Annotated in this window: 15 protein-coding genes; 3 read left to right on the top strand and 12 right to left on the bottom strand. The window is 60.6% G+C overall.

Annotation, left to right across the window (positions count from 1 at the left end):
* Nucleotides 1-69 precede the first annotated feature (69 nt).
* Nucleotides 70-993: a phenylacetic acid degradation operon negative regulatory protein PaaX gene (paaX, locus tag ACOKS3_RS14980; protein WP_181004495.1), complete on the top strand. Its 924-nt coding sequence runs from the start codon at nucleotides 70-72 to the stop codon at nucleotides 991-993.
* Between the two features lie 57 nt (nucleotides 994-1,050).
* Here paaX and ACOKS3_RS14975 read toward each other — a convergent pair whose 3' ends face one another.
* Nucleotides 1,051-2,184, bottom strand: coding sequence for an RHS repeat-associated core domain-containing protein (locus tag ACOKS3_RS14975; protein WP_374755315.1), 1,134 nt, complete (start codon nucleotides 2,182-2,184; stop codon nucleotides 1,051-1,053).
* A gap of 1,893 nt (nucleotides 2,185-4,077) precedes the next feature.
* Between ACOKS3_RS14975 and ACOKS3_RS14970 the strand changes: the two genes are divergently transcribed.
* The gene (locus tag ACOKS3_RS14970) at nucleotides 4,078-6,963 is read left to right on the top strand and encodes an RHS repeat-associated core domain-containing protein (protein WP_422764293.1); all 2,886 of its coding nucleotides are present in this window, start codon (nucleotides 4,078-4,080) and stop codon (nucleotides 6,961-6,963) included.
* Nucleotides 6,964-7,045: 82 nt separating this feature from the next.
* Here ACOKS3_RS14970 and ACOKS3_RS14965 read toward each other — a convergent pair whose 3' ends face one another.
* Together ACOKS3_RS14965 and ACOKS3_RS14960 are read right to left on the bottom strand one after the other, a co-directional pair.
* Nucleotides 7,046-7,840: an ABC transporter permease gene (locus ACOKS3_RS14965; protein ID WP_103447380.1), complete on the bottom strand. Its 795-nt coding sequence runs from the start codon at nucleotides 7,838-7,840 to the stop codon at nucleotides 7,046-7,048.
* Nucleotides 7,837-8,532 carry an ABC transporter ATP-binding protein gene (locus ACOKS3_RS14960; protein ID WP_103447379.1) on the bottom strand — a complete coding sequence of 232 codons (696 nt, stop codon included), beginning with the start codon at nucleotides 8,530-8,532 and terminating at the stop codon, nucleotides 7,837-7,839. The genes ACOKS3_RS14965 and ACOKS3_RS14960 overlap by 4 nt, the downstream gene beginning before the upstream one ends.
* A gap of 182 nt (nucleotides 8,533-8,714) precedes the next feature.
* Between ACOKS3_RS14960 and ACOKS3_RS14955 the strand changes: the two genes are divergently transcribed.
* Nucleotides 8,715-8,990, top strand: a complete 276-nt coding sequence (locus ACOKS3_RS14955) for a hypothetical protein (RefSeq protein WP_103447378.1) — start codon at nucleotides 8,715-8,717, stop codon at nucleotides 8,988-8,990.
* Nucleotides 8,991-9,007: 17 nt separating this feature from the next.
* On the opposite strand, the gene ACOKS3_RS14950 is transcribed toward ACOKS3_RS14955, so the two are convergent.
* The 9 genes from ACOKS3_RS14950 to arnB are packed head-to-tail and all read right to left on the bottom strand — an operon-like array spanning nucleotide 9,008 to nucleotide 19,424.
* Entirely contained in the window at nucleotides 9,008-10,603 is a 1,596-nt protein-coding gene (locus ACOKS3_RS14950) for an ArnT family glycosyltransferase (RefSeq protein WP_103447377.1), read from the bottom strand.
* Nucleotides 10,600-11,973, bottom strand: coding sequence for a UDP-glucose dehydrogenase family protein (locus tag ACOKS3_RS14945; RefSeq protein WP_103447376.1), 1,374 nt, complete (start codon nucleotides 11,971-11,973; stop codon nucleotides 10,600-10,602). The genes ACOKS3_RS14950 and ACOKS3_RS14945 overlap by 4 nt, the downstream gene beginning before the upstream one ends.
* Nucleotides 11,970-12,383: a 4-amino-4-deoxy-L-arabinose-phosphoundecaprenol flippase subunit ArnF gene (gene arnF / locus ACOKS3_RS14940; RefSeq protein WP_103447375.1), complete on the bottom strand. Its 414-nt coding sequence runs from the start codon at nucleotides 12,381-12,383 to the stop codon at nucleotides 11,970-11,972. The genes ACOKS3_RS14945 and arnF overlap by 4 nt, the downstream gene beginning before the upstream one ends.
* Entirely contained in the window at nucleotides 12,380-12,724 is a 345-nt protein-coding gene (arnE, locus tag ACOKS3_RS14935) for a 4-amino-4-deoxy-L-arabinose-phosphoundecaprenol flippase subunit ArnE (RefSeq protein WP_422764294.1), read from the bottom strand. Before arnE ends, arnF begins: the two co-directional genes overlap by 4 nt.
* Nucleotides 12,721-14,370: a lipid IV(A) 4-amino-4-deoxy-L-arabinosyltransferase gene (gene arnT / locus ACOKS3_RS14930; protein ID WP_422764295.1), complete on the bottom strand. Its 1,650-nt coding sequence runs from the start codon at nucleotides 14,368-14,370 to the stop codon at nucleotides 12,721-12,723. Before arnT ends, arnE begins: the two co-directional genes overlap by 4 nt.
* Complete coding sequence (gene arnD / locus ACOKS3_RS14925; protein WP_422764296.1) at nucleotides 14,367-15,251, bottom strand: 4-deoxy-4-formamido-L-arabinose-phosphoundecaprenol deformylase; 885 nt, start codon at nucleotides 15,249-15,251, stop codon at nucleotides 14,367-14,369. The genes arnT and arnD overlap by 4 nt, the downstream gene beginning before the upstream one ends.
* Nucleotides 15,251-17,257 carry a bifunctional UDP-4-amino-4-deoxy-L-arabinose formyltransferase/UDP-glucuronic acid oxidase ArnA gene (arnA, locus tag ACOKS3_RS14920; protein ID WP_103447371.1) on the bottom strand — a complete coding sequence of 669 codons (2,007 nt, stop codon included), beginning with the start codon at nucleotides 17,255-17,257 and terminating at the stop codon, nucleotides 15,251-15,253. Before arnA ends, arnD begins: the two co-directional genes overlap by 1 nt.
* Nucleotides 17,254-18,276 carry an undecaprenyl-phosphate 4-deoxy-4-formamido-L-arabinose transferase gene (arnC, locus tag ACOKS3_RS14915; RefSeq protein ID WP_422764297.1) on the bottom strand — a complete coding sequence of 341 codons (1,023 nt, stop codon included), beginning with the start codon at nucleotides 18,274-18,276 and terminating at the stop codon, nucleotides 17,254-17,256. The genes arnA and arnC overlap by 4 nt, the downstream gene beginning before the upstream one ends.
* Nucleotides 18,273-19,424: a UDP-4-amino-4-deoxy-L-arabinose aminotransferase gene (arnB, locus tag ACOKS3_RS14910; RefSeq protein ID WP_103447369.1), complete on the bottom strand. Its 1,152-nt coding sequence runs from the start codon at nucleotides 19,422-19,424 to the stop codon at nucleotides 18,273-18,275. Before arnB ends, arnC begins: the two co-directional genes overlap by 4 nt.
* Between the last annotated feature and the right edge of the window lie 228 nt (nucleotides 19,425-19,652).

Genomic DNA, 19,652 nt, shown 5'->3' with positions numbered 1-19,652 from the left:
GCGTCGCGCCATGGTCAGGCGACCTGTCGCACAGGTATAGTCGGTGCTTTCAATGTGCGCAGTTCGTCCATGAGCAACCTCGTTCCGCTGAACAACCTGATCACCCGCTTTCAGGAGCAGACTCCGATCCGCGCCAGCTCGCTGATCATCACCCTCTACGGTGATGCCATCGAGCCCCACGGCGGCACGGTCTGGCTGGGCAGCCTGATCAACTTGCTGGAGCCGATCGGCATCAACGAACGGCTGATTCGTACCTCGATCTTCCGCCTGACCAAGGAAGACTGGCTGACCGCCGAGAAGGTGGGGCGGCGCAGTTACTACAGCCTGACCGGCACCGGGCGGCGGCGTTTCGAAAAGGCCTTCAAGCGCGTGTACAGCCCAAGCCAACCGGCCTGGGACGGTGCCTGGACGCTGGTGCTGTTATCTCAGCTCGACGCCGGCAAGCGCAAGGCCGTGCGCGAAGAGCTGGAGTGGCAGGGCTTTGGTGCCATGGCGCCGAACCTGCTGGGCTGCCCGCGGGCCGATCGCAGTGACCTGGCCGCCACCTTGCGCGAGCTGGCGGCCAGCGACGACAGTATTGTTTTCGAAACCCATACCCAGGAAGTGCTGGCCTCCAAGGCCATGCGCGCCCAGGTGCGTGAAAGTTGGCGTATCGACGAGCTTGGCCAGCAGTACAGCGAGTTCATCCAGCTGTTCCGGCCGTTGTGGCAGAGCCTGAAAGAGCAGGACGAGCTCGATGCCCAGGATTGCTTCCTGGCGCGCACCTTGTTGATCCACGAATACCGCCGCTTGCTGCTGCGCGACCCGCAACTGCCGGACGAGCTGCTGCCCGGCGACTGGGAGGGCCGTGCCGCCCGTCAGCTGTGCCGCAACCTGTATCGGCTGGTCTGCGCCAAGGCGGAAAGCTGGCTTAACAGCGCTCTGGAAACCGCCGATGGGCCGCTGCCCGATGTGAACGATAACTTCTACAAGCGCTTTGGTGGTTTGACTTGAGGAGGTTGATAGTGCAGCTGCTTACCGCAGCCTTCTCCAGGCAGTAAACTACCGAAATCAAATGAAATGAGTCTTTACATTAAACCTTTTAGTGAACGCGTCAACAGCACGATTGCTACCGTTGAGCCAAGTCCATAAGCTTACTTCACTTTCAGCGATTGCAAGGTGCTCAATGTCCTTCCCAAACAGCAGGCGACCGTGAGACTGCCACTCAATGTAAGCCTCTAGTGGGCCATGCGGAATCTGCTCATTGATAATAACCTGCTCATAAAAATTCAGCTGTTCCGGCGTCGCATAGCGAATTAACGGATACATGTTACCCGCTGCGGCCATGTGGTTTTGAAAGCGCTTGGCCTCGCCATGGGTCGTTAGATCCTCAAATAGACGGAAAGAATCTTGCGGCGTATAACTCAGGTATCTCATTGCCTCAGTGTCGTCAGCTAAAAAGAACGCAGAAGGCCCGTAAATCGGCGCCCCGCCTTGGGAGAGCTCCAATGAGTGCATCTGTATTGCCCCATAGGTTGGATGCGCAGGAGCAAGCTCACTACTCACAACCTTAAAATCATCAGAAAAATACAGCTCTTTAAGCGCTGGAATAGCGCCCTCAATATTGACCAGCGCGCTATCCGTATCAAAGCGCATATCGATGTAGTGGCTGCTATTTGACCGTGCCTCGGTGGCAAACATGTTTTTCACATAACCATCCGAGTAGCCACCTACTTTCTCATAGCCTGTGTTTATTGAGCGAGGTGCTTTATGAAAATACTCCATGATCTTCACGGTGCTTTCGCCTAACGCCTGTCCTGTCAGCTTTAAATGACTTTCGAGGATGCCGAGTGCGGCGTCATAATCTAAATCCTTCCGACTGAGAATCATGGGGCGCACGTTGACCAGGAAATTCTCTTGTAGAGTTTCATGAGGATCTCTTCCATCCGGATCATTCAGGGTGACAGGATTATTACGGCAGAACCGGAACAAGTTGGCTCCATCAATCAATCCACCTGGATCGGCGCTTAACCATCGACCCAGCTCAGCTTGATAATAACGCCAGCCGTAATAATACAACCCCGTTGCATCCCGCTCCTTAGCAGCGTAGCGCACTGTGCGATCAGTAATTTCTGTCGACTCTTCATCCGAGCCAGCGCTGTCGCCATAAGCTGAGAACTCTTCACGCGAAGTTATACGTCCCACCTCATCTGCCTCCCCCCCACAACTCCCCAGGCGGTCCGTGAAGGCATAGCGCAGATGAAGTTCGCCAGTGAGTTTGTTCTCGATAAAGCGCACTTCTCCGGCAGTGGTAATAGAAATGTCTTTCTGGAGCGCATTCGCCAGTCGGCGTTGACGGCGCTCACATCCAGCTGCGTAAGTGGTTATCGAGGACTGTAAACCACAAGCAACCTGGACTATTTGGATTTTGCGGGAACGGGTGCCGCCATCTGCGTACAGGTAACGCTCGGTGTCATTCGGTTCTCCGTCGCTTCGTGTCACCAGCGCGACCTGATACAACTGATTATCGGCATACCAGCTTAACGCCTGGCCATTGGACAGTTGCTTTTGCAGCCCACCGGCCCAGAAGCCATTCGTAGCTGCCTGACCAAGCTTATCGACTAACGCTCGATTGCTGTCCTCGGCAACGGCGAGCTTGCGCGTGTAATCGCCAGCGCCTGCGAGGTGACGAATCAGGGCGAGGTTATCCCCATGATCGTAGGAAAAGATTTCGGTATAGGGAACCCAGACCCTGCTTTCTGAGGAGCCAACGCCATAATGTGCAACGGGAACACGCTCCCGCCCGGTAGCAGCGGCCAGTCGATAGAGGGTGTCGTACGCGTAGCTTCGTAAACCAGTAGCCTGCTGGTTGCGGTGCCATTGCGGGTCGGCTCCCTTATCATCAAGTGTCAGGATATTGCCCACTGGGTCGTATACATAATGCAGGTCGCTGATAACCAGTGGGCCATGCCGGTGATGCGAGGGGCGCATGATGGTATGCCGAGTCAGGTAATGTGTGCGCGGGTCGTACGCCAATAACTCCGTCAGCCCATTTCCCATTGACTGCGTAATCACCGCACCGTTCGGCTGACGCACGATGTCCCTCAAGGTAATGAGGTCGACCGGAGCGGTTTGCCGCTTGTATTTGAGCCGGGCAGTGTGCAGTACGCCAGTGATATCGTATGCGGTGGCTGCAGTGACATCTTCCGAGTTGGTACTGGTCAGCACAGCTCCTGTGGCATCGTAAGTTGCCATTTGCGTGAGCGCCGCTTCGGTCTCTGGCGGCTCGATGGCCGCCCAGTCAGGCAACGCTTCCTGCAGTTTCAGCAGACACTGTGCTGAAACGATCGATCGCTTGGTAAGTGCTATCGAGCAGGTCTCCGTATACCCGGCATTGTCGTAACGACGCGTTACTGCTCCTGCCAGGTTGCGCGCCTTGCGGCCAGCCTGGTTGCTTTCCCCGTAAATCAGTTTTTCCCGAGTGCGGGCTTTTTGCCTTCCTGCCGCTGTTTCGGTAACCGACAGCAATCGCCCAGTGGTATCAGCACCTTCATAGATAAAAACATTTACCGTTCCCTGAGCGTTGCGGGCCCATATGGGCTGCCCACCGATACCGCCCAGAGAATATGACTCATCCCCGTCTGCGGTATGAGTCATGAGTGCCTGCCGATTAAGTGCAGCATGGCTAATGGCATCAGGGATCACCAGGCCGTCGGTATTCTGAAGTTGCCGTGCGCCATACAGCCTGACGGTGCGCAACATAGGTTCGTTGACGCTGCGCGAGATCAGGATGGATGCAGGTTCGCTGGTGCTCGCCCGATCTGGGTGACGCAGAAAACGCAACTCGCGTGCCTGAGCGCCTGTACTTTCTTTAACGCTCACCGTCGGCGTGCTCATATGCAGGGCAGGGGAGGAACTGATCATCATTCACCTGGCGGGGAAATGCATAAATCATGGGGGACCGTATCATCGAGCGAGTGGCCAGGCACCTATCAGTTCTGTCAGTTGCCAAGCCATTTCCTGATCAGCCATCGTTGTCTGCAATCGTTGCAATCCCGAACTCCTGCTGCCCTGAACCGAAAGTAAATGGAGATTCGTATGCCGGTCAACACCGTGCCGTCCCTGCACCTCGGTACACCGAATGTCGCTGCTGGTTTCAGGGTTCTGCGTTTCCTGCGGACACATAAGGACGCATCCGCTCGGCTACTGACCACCCGAACGAGGGTGGATCCACTGACACGCACCAGCCGGGCCTACGGCGCACGCCAGTTGGACAATCCTGCTACCGACCATGCCGATGCGCTGACCGTCATTGCGCTTAGCGCTGCCACGCTAAAACTCCATACCGCTGATGGAGACGTGTCACTTTCACTTGGCGATATTGGTGGCCGGCCGTTGTGGTCGCAAAATGCCCAAGGCACTGTCAGTGCAGTGATCTACGAGCCTGCAACCGCTGCTGGGCGCCCGCTCGCCGCGACAGAGCAACCGGCGGCTGGCCTCGCCCGCACTCGGGAGCGGTTTGCGTATGCATTGGCCAGCGATACCCGCTGGCGGGCCAGGAACCTGGCCGGCGCCATGACGGAACTGAGCAACAATGCCGGCATCAGTCGCACCTTGCGCGTCTCCCTCACTGGCCAGGCCTTGTTGACTGAACAGCGACTGCTAAAGCCTGAAGTGGGGCTGCCTGACTGGGAAGTGACCACAGAAAATGACACTGAAGAGGCCTTGGTTGTCTGCGCAACCTATGACGCTACCGGCACGGCGCTGTCCATGACCAATGCAGCAAATGTTTCCACTATCACCGCGTATGACATTAGCGCCAGCGTCATGGAAACCCGACTGCGCTATGCAGGGCAGGGCGCAGCCCCGTTGACAGAGGTAGTCACCCTGCGTGACGTGGTGCGCAGGGCCGACGGCGCGGTACTCTCGCAGACCGCAGGTAGCGGTGTAGTCGAGACGTACGCGTACGATCAACGTACCCAGTACCTGACCCGGCATAGCGTAGCCCGCCCGGCTGGCCATCCATCTGGCGCTTTGCTGATCAGTGACTTGCACTACACCTATGACCCGGTCGGCAATATTCTTACGCTCGAAGACAAAGGCGCCGACCCGCAATGGCACGACAATCAGCAGGCCACTGGCCTACGCCTGTATACCTACGACACCTGCTACCGGCTGACCTCGGCAACCGGGCGTGAGCGAGCTCCGGTCGCACGCCACTCCAGTGATCCCTCAGGGGGCAAAGTCTGGAAGCCCTACAGCGAAGCTTATAGCTACGATGATGGCGACAACCTCACCCTGATCAGTCATATGGGTGGAGCTGCCGACCGGCGCCGCGAGCTCAGCGTTGCTACCGGTAGCAATCGCGCCACGCTCAAAGAGGGCGGTTTGTCACCTGAGACGGGCTTCCTGGCGGGTGGGCTGCAGAAGCAGCTGAGCGATGGTCGGGCGCTGGCCTGGTATGCCGATAACCAGCTGCGCCAGGTGAGCCAAGTGTTGCGTGAGGAGGGGGAAGGGGACGACACCGAGGCCTATCACTACGCCGACGGTGGTACTCGCACGCGTAAAATCCACACGGTAACCGTTTCAGGTGGCATGCAGGCTACCTTCACCACCTACGCCGGTGGCTGTGAAGTACGGCAACGGTTGCTGACTGATCAGGCAGTGACTCAGAAGCACGTTGTTGTCAGCGAGGGGGGCGGCGTTCGCCTGGTTGAAACACCCATGTCAGGCAAGTCACATTTACGCTACAGCTTCAGAGATCACCTGGGCAGCATTGGCGGGGAAATGGACGATTCTGGCAAAGTCACTGCGCGTGAGGAGCACGCCCCTTACGGCGGTACTGTCGGTAGGGATGAAGAGGCCGAGGAGGTTAGTAGCCTGATGCAGCGTACTTATCGCTATTCAGGGCATGAAATCGACGCGACAGGGCTGATTTACTATGGCTGTCGTTATTACCAGCCTGAACTGAGCAGATGGCTCAGTGCAGACCCAGATGGGCTTAACGATGGACTTAATCTTTTTAGGTTCTGCTGGAATAATCCGATTCTTATGACTGATCCAGATGGCAAACATCCCGAGGCGTCACTAAAGAGTTCATTAGAGCATGCGATGGAAAACTTCCGCCACAACCGTCAGCCAGGTGAGAAGCAACAGGACCTCGATATACTGACGATGCGAACCATTGTCGAATCCGAGAATGCGCGCAAGGGGAAAAATGATAGCTCTTCTCCTGGTGCAATTGAGTATTACAGCGACGTAGCGAGATTCGTCTCAAAATTGCTGAAAGATCAAAAAACATCAGGCGCCCTGCACTATCAAGCGATTGTGCAGATGGCGCCTAGGTCCCCCATCACTGGTCACTTTACAGCTTTCGATATTTATAAGCCAGAGGGGGCGACCCGAGCGACACTCATAAACGTGGAGTCAGTGGAAGGAATGACAACCTCGCCTGATGGACGCTATGTTCCGAACTCCGGCGGGATTGGTCTAGGGTTGAGAGACTTGTATAACGAAGTGAAACGTCGTATCCCAAATGTCAATAAGCGACCCCTTGTACTTATCTATGAAACGCGCGCTCAAAAGTCGGCCGTTGACTGTGCGATGTTCAGCATTGTTAACGCGCGAGCCATGAGCCAATTTCCCGGTGAATTCATAGATACACACAATCAATTCTCTGACTTCATATCTGCCGGCGGGACGCGTCACTTTGTTTCTCCAGGCGACCTGAGCGACCTCACAGATATTTCCTTAAAATTTTTTAAATATAGCCATTCGAATACGGTGCTACAGAAACTATCGACCACGGGAGATCAGAAGAAAATTATTGATAGCTATTTGAGAAGGAACAATGATCGCAAGCTTAGGGTTGGTCGCGGTGCAACTTCCATGAATGTCGGTATCGAAGTGAAGAGAATTAACATCGTGAAAGCAGCACTTGACAAGCAGAAAGGAAGTCGGGGTTTTGGACGATTCTTTAGCTGAAAGTAACTGCTGAATTTATTGAAGGCGGCACTGATTACCTTATCACGGAGGTTCGCGTCCTGAAGAAGTATTTCCAGCTTCCTCAACCCCGCCTGACCAGCCTCTGCGCCATAAACTGATGCGCAGGCGAAAACAGCCGGTTGAACGTCATCAGCACGGCACACACCGTGCCCAGCGCCGACGCGGCGGCGATCAGGAACATGATGACGATCTGGTAACGCACGGCGTCCCCTGGTGCCTGTCCTGCCAGTATCTGCCCGGTCATCATGCCCGGCAGGCTGACGATACCCACTACCGACATCTGGTTCAGGGTCGGCATCATGCCGGCCTTTAGCGCTTGGCTGGCTGCGGCGCGTGCCGCCTCCCAACGCGTGCCACCCAGCGACAGAATCATGTCCACGGTTGGCCGTTGGGCGCTCAGCTCGCGGGTCATGCGGTCGATCCCCAAGGCGACGGCGGTCAGGGTATTGCCGAGGATCATGCCAAGAATGGGAATGGCGTATTGCGGCTCGTACCAGGGGCGCACGCGCAGCACCACGAACAGGCCAATGGCCGTGACCAACCAGGCACTCAACCCGACCGACAACACGCTGTCGGCCAACTGCCCCCGATGGCGATGCTGGCCTCTGCCAGCTGCAGAAAACCCGGCAATCAGCGTCATGCTCAGCATCAGCGGCAGCACGATGTACCACTGGGCATGCTGGAACACCCAGCCGAGGATATAGCCGATGGCCAACAGCTGGGTGATGGTGCGCAGCGATGCCCAAAGCAGCTGGCGCTCCAGTTGCAGTTTCAGCAGCAGTGACAGCAGGCCGTTGACCAGGATCAGCGCGGCGGCGATCGCCACGTCGGTGTAGGCAAGGTTGTGGTAGTTCATTTTTGCAAGACGCCGTGGTGCATCGTCAATGTGCGCGTACTGATGCGCTCGGCTTGAGCATGGTCGTGGGTGATCCAGAGGAAAGCTCGGCTGCTGGGGGATTCGTCGAGCCAGTTCATGACCAGCGCTTCTACGGCGGCCACCGATTGTGGGTCGAGCGCGGAGGTCGGTTCGTCGAGCAACAGCACCTGTGGCGCCAGCAACAGGGCCCGCACGAGCGCCACCAGCTGTGCCTCGCCACCGGACAGGTCGGTGCCGGTCTTGTCGAGAAAGCCGCTCGGCTTGCCGGCCAGCGCCAACAGGCGCGTCGCCGTATCTGCATCAAACCGGTACTGGCGGTTGTGCTTGAGCGTGAAGGGCAGCCGCACGTTGTCCATGACACTGCCTTCTACCAGCGCGGCACGTTGCGTCAGGTAGCAGGCGCGCGAGCGAAAATGCGGTATCCGTGGTGCTGTTATCGGTTCGCCAAGCCAAAGGACTTCACCCGAGCTGGGTGCATCCAGCAGCGCCAGGGCGCGCAACAAGACACTTTTGCCCGAACCCGACGCACCGATGAGTGCCAGGCGTTCGCCTGCGTGCAATGAAAAGTCGGTGGGTGCCAGCAAGGCGGCCTGGGTCTGCAGATCGACACGACCCAGTTGCCTGGCCTCGATCAAGACCACGTCGGCGTGAGAGTTCTGCGGGCCTTTCAATGGTGGGGTTCCTTCACGCCGAATCGGAAAACGACATTTTAAGCAGTCCAGTCACGAGGACAGGTTTTTTTGACGGAACTTTCACTTCGAATGCCTTAAACCAGCGCTAACGCCACACGCATACTTGAGCAGGGCTGCCCATCATGCACACTTCGATATTTAGCCATCACTTGATGTTTCTGATGTTGTTCATCGCATCCGTGGTCAGCTGGCTTTACCTGTGGTTGGTGGGTTTTCTGCATTCCTCAGTGGCGAGCAGCGACTGCCCGGTGCTCAAACCGGACGCCTTGACGGTCCTGGGGCTGCTGCTGACCCTGGGCTGCGCCGTACTGGAGTTCTTCAGCCCGTTCGAAGGGGTCACGCTGTTGATCGTGCTGCTGGTGATCGGCCTGATCATGCCCTGGGGAGGGGCATTGGGCGGCCGCTATCACGAGCGCTTGCGCGCTCGCAAGTTGTAGGCAACCCCAGCTGTTCTTCAATGCCCGAGGTACACCAGCACATAGTCGTTGTTGTCGAAGCGTCCACTGATTTGCGGCTGCAGCGTTTGCATCGACGTGCCTTGCAGTGCCTGGAAGTCGTGTCGGTCCATCATCAGCCACGCCGGTCCCTGCACGGCCTGCAGTTGTTTAGGGGTCTCGGTGAACAGCGGTCGCAGATCCTGGTCGAGGTTGACCATGAACTTGATGGCCTTGGCATCCTGGCCCAGTCGATGCAGCACCAGCGGGGCAGGTTGCTGCGAAACCTGTGCGAGCACTGCCAGGGTGAAGCTGCGGGTGTCATACAGCCGACGCTCCACTGGCTCGACCACCGCGACATACACCAGCCACAACGCCATGACCGCACAGCCAGCGGCAACTTCGGCACGCCAATGTGGCTGCACCAGGCGCGACAGCGCCCACAACTGCAACGCCGCCAGCACCACCATCAGCACGGTGACGGAACCGGTTTCTTCGGGGTAACGACGCTGAGCCACCAGCAAGGCAATCATCATCAGCCCCGGCATCAGCAGCCATAGCCCCTGGATGGCACTGCGTAGCCAGGCGAATAACCGCCCCTGGGCCACCTGGAACGGGTAGGCGGCGATGATCGCCACCATCGGCAGCATCGGCAGCAGGTAGCGGGCCTTCTTGGCCTGGGGGATCGACAGCCCGACCATGACCAGCAGCGCGGCAGCCGCGCAGTAACCGACCAGGCGCAACGCCGGCCCCTGCAGCTGCGCACGGCCCAGCCAGGCGGCGACCAGTGCCAGCAGTGCCAATGGATAGGCCAGCGCATAGTTGCCCAGCGCGCTGGAGAAGTAGTACAGCGGGCTGCTGGCGCCCTCGCTGCCATCCATGCGCCCCATGAACTGCATGCGAATCACATCATCCAGAAACGCCTGGCCGCCGCTGGCCTTGGCCAGCCACAGCAGCAGGCCGACACTGGCGAGCAGCAGCAGGCTGGCCAGCACCCCAAACAGCAGCATCCGCCGCCATTGGCCAGTCAGCAGGTAGTAACTGCACAGCATGCCGGTCGGCACTACCAGGCCGATCGGCCCGCGAATGCCAAACCCCAACAGCAACAAGGCGAACACCAGCGGCCAGCGCCGCCCGGCAGCATGCTGGTCGTGGGCGTACCCCAGGTAGAAGACGCTGAAGGCGACGGCGGCCAGCATGAGGTCCTGTGACACCGCCCGGACTTCACTGACGAAGGTGACGGTCAGCAACAGCAGGGAAATGCTGCTCCATGCCCAGCGCAGCGAGAACGGCGCCAGCAGCCGGTACATCAGGGTCACGATCACCGCGCCGGCGATGGCACTGGGCAGCCATGCGCTCAGGCCATTGACCTCCCCGAACGGTAATGACAACAGCCAGATGAACAGTGTCGAGAGCGACGTATAGTCGGCATAGGGCTGCCCGTAAGTGGTCGGGAACACCGTCGGCCCATGGCGCAGCATCTCCTGGGCAAACAGCACGAAGCGTGAGTCGAAGCCGATTGGCGCCTGCCCATACACCCCGGCGCAGAACAGCAGCAGCGCCAGCAATCCTGCAAGCAGGGACTGCCGGTGAATGGTGAGAGGCAGTGTCTTCACGCTGCTTTCGTACCCTGGCGTGGCAATTGCGGGGAAACCGGCAACTGGCAGGAGTCGCCACGGCCGATCGGGAAGTACTTGAAACCTTTGCGCGACAGGCGCTCGGCGTCATAGAGGTTGCGCCCGTCGAAGATCACCGGTGCCTTCAGGCGTTGCTGGATCAGCTCGAAATCCGGCGCCTTGAACTGTTGCCATTCGGTGCAGATGATCAACGCGTCGGCGCCGGACAGTACCGATTCCGGGGTACCCATCAGCATCAGTTTTTCTTCATCCGGATACAGGTGCTGGGTTTCCTGCATGGCCTCGGGGTCGAAGGCGCGCACGCTGGCACCGGCCGCCCATAGCGATTCAAGCAGCACACGGCTGGGGGCGTCGCGCATGTCGTCGGTGTTGGGCTTGAACGCCAGGCCCCACACGGCAAAGGTCTTGCCGGCAAGGTCACCGTTGTAGAAGGCGTGGATGCGCTCGAACAGCTTGTGCTTCTGGCGCTCGTTGATCGCCTCGACCGCCTGCAGCAAGTCGCTGGAGCAATGCACCTGCTCGGCACTGTGGATCAGCGCACGCATGTCCTTGGGGAAGCACGAGCCGCCATAGCCGCAGCCTGGGTAGATGAAATGGTAGCCGATGCGGGTGTCGGCACCGATGCCCTGGCGCACCGATTCGATATCGGCACCCAGATGCTCGGCCAGCTCGGCGATCTGGTTGATGAAGCTGATCTTGGTGGCGAGCATACAGTTGGCGGCGTACTTGGTCAGCTCGGCGCTGCGCAGGTCCATGAACATGATGCGGTCATGGTTGCGGTTGAACGGTGAGTAGAGGTCGCGCATGACATCGCGCACGTCTTCACCTTCGCAACCGATGACGATACGGTCCGGCCGGCGGCAATCGGCGACGGCCGAGCCTTCCTTGAGGAACTCCGGGTTGGACACGATATCGATGCGCAGCTCGCGGCCCTTGAGCGCAGTAGTGATGTGCGCACGCAGGGTGTCACCGGTGCCTACCGGCACGGTAGATTTTTCAACCAGGATCAACGGTTGCTGGCGGTGGCGGGCAACCGCGTCGCCGACCGACAGCACATACTTGAGGTCCGCCGAGCCATCCGCGCAGGAGGGGGTGCCGACGGCAATGAAGGCGACGCGGCCATGCTCGACGGCGAGCTTTTCATCGGTGGTGAATTGCAGGCGGCCGCCATCCAGGCCTTCGCGCACCAGGCTCGAAAGGCCCGGCTCAAAGATGCTGACATGGCCTTGGCGCAACAACTCGACTTTCTTCTCATCGACATCCATGCACACGACATCATGGCCGACTTCGGCCAGTACCGCGGCTTGCACCAGGCCGACGTACCCGCTACCAAACACTGTAATTTTCATGGAGCACTCCTTAATGCGGGCGAACGGACCGGACGCGTATTGATAGTAATGACCCCGAGCATGACCAGTGCCACGCCCAGTGATTTGCTCAAACTGAATGTTTCGTCGAACAGCGGCAGGCCGGCCGCCAACAGGTAAACCAAGGCGTAGCTCAGGCTCAGCAGCGAGTAGGCCCGGCCCAACGGCAGATCGCGCAGGGCCAGCAGCCAGCACAACATCGACAGGCCATAGGCAGCGATCGCCGCCAGCACTACGGCCACGGCGAGGGCATCGATGCCCTGACCGGCCAGCACCGATTGCCACTGCCCTGGTTGCGGCAGGCGGGTCATGCTCCAGCGCATGGCCAACTGGGCGCCGCTGACCAGCAGCACGCTACCCAGAGCAAACGCGATGCCAAGGCGCTGATTCATGATTGCTGCCCCAGCAGTGCGACACCGGCGATGACCATGGCTACCCCCAGCCAGTGTCGGCGATCGACCGGTTCATGGAAGCCAAAGCGGGCGATCAGGGTGATCACCACGAAGTTCAGGCTGAGCATCGGATAGGCGATACCCACCTCCATGCGCTGCAGTACCAGCAGCCAGACCAGCAGACCGCTGCCGAGGGCGAGGAGCGCCAGCCACAGCCAGGACGAACGCAACTTGTCCGTCCACGGCCCCGCTTGCCCACGCCAGCCTTCCACGGCGAACTTCTGTGCCACCTGGCCCAGGCAAGTCAGCAGGCAGGCCGTCAACAGAAGCAACCAGCTCATGGCGATACTCTGGGCAGAATGAGGATCACCATCTTGCCTTGCTGGTAGCGGGTGCCATCCTCAGGCAGCAGAGCAAGCTCACGTTGCTCATCCTCACCCTTGACCCGCATCACCACGGCGACCGTGCCAGTGCGGCGGGCGTCGTCGACCCACTGGCGAACGTTCTTGTCGTTCAACCGGCGACCGTCGCCTTCTGGAGTCGCCAGGCCGTACTTCAGTTCGCCGACGGTGTTGTAGAACGCCACGTTCGGCTGTTTCAGGCGCCAGGCCAGTGCCGATGCCGCGCCGAGGTCGTTGCTCATCAGGTGAGTGGCGCCTGCCAGTTCGTCGAGGTGCTGCAGGATGAACTGGTCGGGCATCTTGTTGCCCTCCACCGACTTGGGCATTGCCGCCGGCAGCAGGGCCATCAGCAACAGGCTGCCGGCCACCGGAGCTGCCCAGCAGCGCAGCGGCGACAGGGCCTGGGCCAGGCTTGCGACGGTCCAACCCGCCATCGCCGCGCACATCAGCAGCAAACCGGTTGGTTCGTGGACGTACACCGGTTTCTTCAATTGCAGCCAGGCCAGTGCGATCAGGGCGATCACGCCCATCACCACGTTGAGCCAGCCGTTGATGCCCAGCACGCGGCCTTGATGCAGGCGCAGCCGTTCTTCCACGGCATGGCCGATCAGCAGGGCCAATGGCAGCAGGCACGGGAAGATGTAGGTTGGCAGCTTGCCCTTGCTCAGGCTAAAGAACAGCAACGGCATCAGCAGCCACAGCAGCAGGAACACGACCTTGGCCTGGATACGGCTCTGCCAGGCCTGTTTCAGGGCCGGCGGCAGCATGGCGATCCAGGGCAGGCTGTAGGCCACCAGCAGCGGCAAGTAGTACCAGAAGGGCGCGCTGTGCTGGGCATCGTCACCGGCAAAGCGGCGAATGTGCTCATGCCAGAAGAAGAACCGCCAGTAGTCCGGTTCCTGGAGATGGACCGCCAGCACCCAGGGCAGGCTGACGACGATCGCCACCAGCACGGCCACCGGGCCGAACACCAACAGTTCACGCCAGCGCTTCTGCCAGAGCATCCACGGCAGGGCGATCAACACCGGCAGCAGCCAGGCGAGAAAACCCTTGGTCATGAAGCCCATGGCACAGCCCAGCCCCAGTACCGCCCAGGCGGCAAGGCGCTGGCCGTTGCTGTGGCTGTCTACGGCGAACCACAAGGCTACCAGGCTGAGGTTGACCCACAGGGTGAACTGCGGATCGAGGTTGGCATAGACAGCCTGGCCGACCATGACGCAGAAGCTCATGTAGATCAGGGTGCAGACCAGGCTCTTGCGCGGGTCGTTCCAGAGCCTGCGTGCCACCAGATAGCACAGGATCAGGCTCAGCCCAACGCTCAGCGCCGAGGCAAAACGCACGCCGAACAGGTTCTGGCCGAACAGCCCCTGGCTGAGGGCGATCATCCAGTAGCCGGCTGCAGGTTTTTCGAAGTAGCGCAGCCCCATGAAGTGGGGCGAGACCCAGTTGCCGGTCAGCAGCATCTCCTGGCTGACCTGGGCGTAGCGGGTTTCGTCGGGGATCCACAAGCCATGGCCGCCCAGTGGCAGCAGGAAGGCCAGTACGAACAGGCCGAGCAGCAGCGCAAGCGTCCAGCGTCTGCTCATGAGCCCTGCACTCCCAGCCAGCCCTCACGGCCTTGCAGGACGCCGCGCTGCACGCTGGCAACGGGCAAGGTGTCGAGCGAGGCGGGGAGCAGCTCGCCCAAGGGTTTGAACGTGATTTCGCGCTGGCGTGCATCGGCCAGCAATTGGCGGAAGTCCTGGGCCATCAGAATCCCTTCTACCTCTGCATGGATGGTGTAGACGTTGAGTGCCTGTGGGCGCAAGCGCCCAAGGATGAATGCGTTGAACTGCGCGGCAGTCACCTGCGGGCCGACGACCTCGTCGAAGGTCGGCAGGTCCACCGGAATCTGCGGCGCCCCTGGCGAGCCGTCGGCCAGGCGAGGGCGGAACAGGCTAGTGCCCCGGCAATCGCTGTTGTAGCGAAAACCGAAGGCCTGCTTGGCCTCGATGATCCGCTCGTCCGCGCGCCAACCGGCGACGGCCGAACAGTCCACCGGTGCGCCGAGAATGTCAGTGAGGGTGTCGACGCCCTGACGGATCTGCTCGGTCAGTTGCGCCATGCTCCAGTGCCCGGCATTCGCCTGCCAGCCGTGGTGGTCCCAGGCGTGCAGGCCGACCTCATGGCCGGCGTCCCGGGCCTGACGCATCAGGTGCCCGAGGTCGCGGCCAATCGGCTTGCCGGGCCAGGCGGTGCCGGCCAGGAGAATGTCCCAGCCGTACAGCCCGGCGGCATTGGAGCGCAGCATCTTCCGCAAGAACTGCGGGCGGATCAGGCGCCACAAGTGGCGCCCCATGTTGTCCGGACCGACACTGAAGAAGAACGTCGCCTTGACCTGCGCCTCGTCGAGCAGCTCCAACAGGCGCGGCACACCTTCACGGGTGCCGCGGTAGGTATCGACGTCGATGCGCAACCCTGCCTGCATCAGCGTGCTTCTTCTGCCGGACGGGTCTCGTTCTCGCGCATGGCTTCACGCAGGAAGAAGTCCAGGGTGTTGCCGATGGTCTCCCGCATCTCCACGGTCGGCTCCCAGTTCAGCAGGCGCTTGGCGTTGGCGATGCTCGGCTTGCGGTGGGACACGTCCTGGTAGCCGCCGCCGTAGAACGCCTTGCTCTCGACGTCGCGGAAACCGGCGAACGGCGGGAAGTGGCTGCGCAGCGGGTGGGCTTCGAACTGGCGCAGCAGCTCTTCGCCCAGCTGGCGGATGCTGGCTTCGTTGTCCGGGTTGCCGATGTTGATGATCTGGCCGTTGCAGGCATCGTTGTCGTTGTCGATGATCCGCGCCAGGGCCTCGACGCCGTCGGCGATGTCGGTGAAGCAACGCTTCTGTGCGCCGCCGTCGAACAGACGGATCGGCGTACCTTCCACCAGGTTCAGGATCAGCTGGGTGATGGCCCGGGAACTGCCAATACGTGCAGAGTCCAGGCGGTCCAGGCGTGGGCCCATCCAGTTGAACGGGCGGAACAGGGTGAAGTTCAGGCCTTTCTGGCCATAGGCCCAGATGACCCGGTCGAGCAACTGCTTGGACACCGAGTAGATCCAGCGCTGCTTGTTGATCGGCCCGACCACCAGGTTGGAGCTGTCTTCGTCGAAGTTTGGGTCCTGGCACATGCCGTAGACTTCAGAGGTCGACGGGAAGATCACGCGTTTGTTGTACTTGACGCAGTAACGCACCAGGCGCAGGTTCTCTTCGAAGTCCAGCTCGAACACGCGCAGCGGGTTGCGGGTGTATTCGATCGGCGTGGCAATGGCCACCAGAGGCAGCACCACGTCGCACTTCTTGATGTGGTACTCGATCCACTCGGAGTGGATGCTGATGTCGCCTTCGACGAAGTGGAAGCGTGGGTGGTTGCGCAGGCGCTCGATGGCGTCGGAGCCGATGTCCAGGCCGTAGACTTCGTAGCGCTCGTCGCTGAGCAGGCGCTCGGACAGGTGGTTGCCGATGAAACCGTTGACCCCGAGGATCAATACCCGGGTGCGGCGAACGTTGCGGCGGGCGTCGGTGCCACGCAGCAGCGAGCCTTCGACCAGGCCCAGCTCGTTGGCCAGTTGCGGGCCGCTCAGGTACAGGCCGGTGTCGTTGCGCTGGCCGGCACTGATCACCAGCGAGTCCTCGCCACAGGCGATGCGCAGCGGGTCGGTGCTGATGACCCGGCCTGGGGCCAGGCCGTCATTGCCCTTGACCACGTCGGCGCTCCAGACGATCAGCTTGTGCTCGCCAACCTGGCAGAAGGCGCCAGGGTAGGGCTGGGTCACCGCGCGCACCAGGTTGAACAGGGTTTCGGCAGGCGCTTGCCAGTCCAGGCGGCCATCGGCCGCAGTACGACGGCCGAACACGGTCGCCTTCGATTCATCCTGTGGAGTTTCGCTGACCTTGCCCTGGCGCAGGTTCGGCAAGGTGTCGCGCAGCAGGTCGGCGGCAGCGGCACGCAGCTTGCCATGCAGGCTCAGCGCGGTGTCGCTACGTTCGATAGCCACCCGCAGCTGGGCGACGATGGCACCGGCATCGGCACGTTTGACCATGCGGTGCAGGGTCACGCCGGTTTCGGTTTCGCCGTTGACCAGCACCCAGTTGGCCGGTGCACGGCCGCGGTAGCGCGGCAGCAGCGAGCCATGCAGGTTGAACGCACCTTTGCGGCCGGTGGCCAGCAGCGGTTCGCTCAGCAGGTTGCGGTAGTAGAACGAGAACAGGTAGTCGGGGTCGAGCTGGCTGATGCGCTCGACCCACAGCGGGTGGTTGACATCCTCCGGTGCATGCACCGGGATGCCTTTGCGGGCGCACAGCTGTGCCACCGAGGCGTAGAAGGCGTTTTCCTTGGGATCGTCGGCATGAGTGAACACCGCTGCGATGTCATAGCCGCTGTCGAGCAGGGCTTCAATGCCGGCGCAGCCGATATCGTGGTACGCGAAGACAACCGTTTTTGCACTCATGAGTGAACCTGACCAGAAGTAGAGGAAGTGAAACCATCAACGGTGACGCTTTGCGCCGGCACAGGCGGAGAACCGCTGCGCAGCACTTTTTCGATGAAGAACCGTGGCCGGGCGCGCACGTCGCTATACATGCGCCCCAGGTACTCGCCGAGCAGGCCCATGCCGATGAACTGGCCACCGGTGAACACGAACAGCACGGCGAACAGCACGAACAGGCCGTTACCGGCCCAGCCCGGGCCAAATGCCAGGCGCAGCACGATCAACGCGAAGGCGAACAGCACGCCAAGCGCAGCCATGCTGAAACCGACGATGCTCAGCAGGCGCAATGGCGTGGTGGTCATGCAGGTGATCAGGTCGAACATCAGGCTGATCAGGCGCATCGGGCTGTATTTCGAATCGCCGTGTTCACGCTCGGCGTGGGTCACCAGGATCTCGGTGGTATGGCGGGCGAAGCTGTTGGCCAGGATCGGGATGAAGGTGCTGCGCTCGCGGCAGGCGAGCATGGCGTCGATCACAGTGCGCCGGTAGGCGCGCAGCATGCAGCCGTAGTCGCTCATGGCAACGCCGGTGGAGCGTTTGACCGCGTAGTTGATCACCTTCGACGGCCAGCGGCGCAGGGCCGAGTCCTGGCGGTTGCTGCGCACCGTGCCGACCACGTCGAAGCCGCGTTCGGCTTCGGCGACCAGGCGCGGGATTTCTTCCGGCGGGTTTTGCAGGTCAGCGTCGAGGGTGATCACCACGTCGCCTTTGCACTGTTCGAAACCGGCCATGATCGCCGCGTGCTGGCCGTAGTTGCGGTTGAGGATGACCGCCACGAACGGGCTGTTCTCGGCCTGGGCGGCGTCTTCGAGGATTTGCGCCGAGTCGTCGCGGCTGCCGTCGTCGACCAGCACGATTTCATAAGGGTGGCGCAGCTGCTGGCAAGCTGCGCCGGTGCGGCGCAGCAGTTCGGGCAGGCTTTCCTGCTCGTTGTAGACCGGAATGACGATGGACACGCAGTTGATTGGGTACGGTCTCACGGGCGTTTCCCCACAACCTGCTCAATGGCGGTAACGACCCGGTCGAGGTCCTGGTCGGTCATGTCGGGGAACAACGGAATGGAGCACAACCGTGCAGAGTTCCATTCGGTGTTCGGCAGCGACAGCTGCGGATCACGCTGGCGGTACCAGGTGTGCAGGTGGGTGGCGATGAAGTGGATGCCGGTGCCGATGCCGCGCTCTTGCAGGCCTTTCATGAAGGCTTCGCGGTCCAGGCCACAGCGTTCGCTGTCGATGCGCAGGATGTACAGGTGCCAGGCGTGCTGCTGCGCATAGGCAGTCGGCACGGTCAGGGGCTGCACTGGCAGGCCTTCGAAGCGTTGCTGGTAGCGGGCGGCCAGTTCGGTTCGGCGGGCGTTGATCGCGTCCAGGCGCTTGAGTTGCACCAGGGCGATGGCGGCGTTGATGTCGGCAAGGTTGTACTTGAAGCCTGGCTCCATGACCTGGGCCTGGGGCTTGCGGCCATGGGTCATGCGATCGTAGGCATCAACACCCAGACCGTGGAACTTGAGCATCCGCACGCGGCTGGCCAGAGCTTCGTCGTCGCTGACGAACATCGCGCCTTCGGCGCAGGTCATGTTCTTGATCGCGTGGAACGAGAAGATCGCTGTACCTTTGGCGCCGACATGGCGGCCTTTGTAGCGAGTGCCAGCGGCATGGGCGGCGTCTTCGATGACGGCGATACCATGCTTGTCGGCCAGTGCGTACAGCGGGTCAAGGTCGAAGGCAGCGCCGGCGTAATGCACTGGGATGATGGCTTTCGTCCGCGAGGTGATGGCGGCCTCGATACGCGACGCATCGGTCATCAGGGTGTCGCGATCGACATCGACGAACACCGGCGTGGCACCGAGCAGCGAAATCATGTTGGCCGTGGACACCCAGGTCTGCGACGGGGTAATGACTTCGTCCCCCGGGCCGATACCCAGTGCCAGCAAGGCGATGTGCATACCGCCGGTGGCCGATGACAGGGCCACCGCATGGCGGCAACCGACGTACTGCGCGAACTGCTCTTCAAGTGCCTGGTTCTGTGGCCCGGTCGTGATCCAGCCCGAACGCAGGACTTTTTCGACAGCCGCAATTTCTTCTTCGCCCATACTAGGACGAGAGAAGGGGAGAAACGCCTCACTCATGAGCACCTCGGTGATACAGGAAAATGACAGAACCCATTGATTTCATTGGTCCAATTGCCAGCGTAGACGCAAAGAAGTTTTTTGCATCCCATGCACAGGCTAAAAGTTGCTGTGTTGCGCTAAGTCAGGTTTTTCTGCGGGGCTCAGTCATCCGTGCCGTCGTGGTTGTCAGGGGCTTATCCGGCCAAGGTTATGCTCGATTTTGTGAAAGAAGTATAAAAAAATGGT

Source organism: Pseudomonas sp. HS6-2 (assembly GCF_049325675.2).
Taxonomy (GTDB): Bacteria; Pseudomonadota; Gammaproteobacteria; order Pseudomonadales; family Pseudomonadaceae; genus Aquipseudomonas; species Aquipseudomonas putida_N.
Note: the sequence above shows the minus strand (reverse complement) of the source record. Positions and strands in the feature narration are given on the sequence as shown.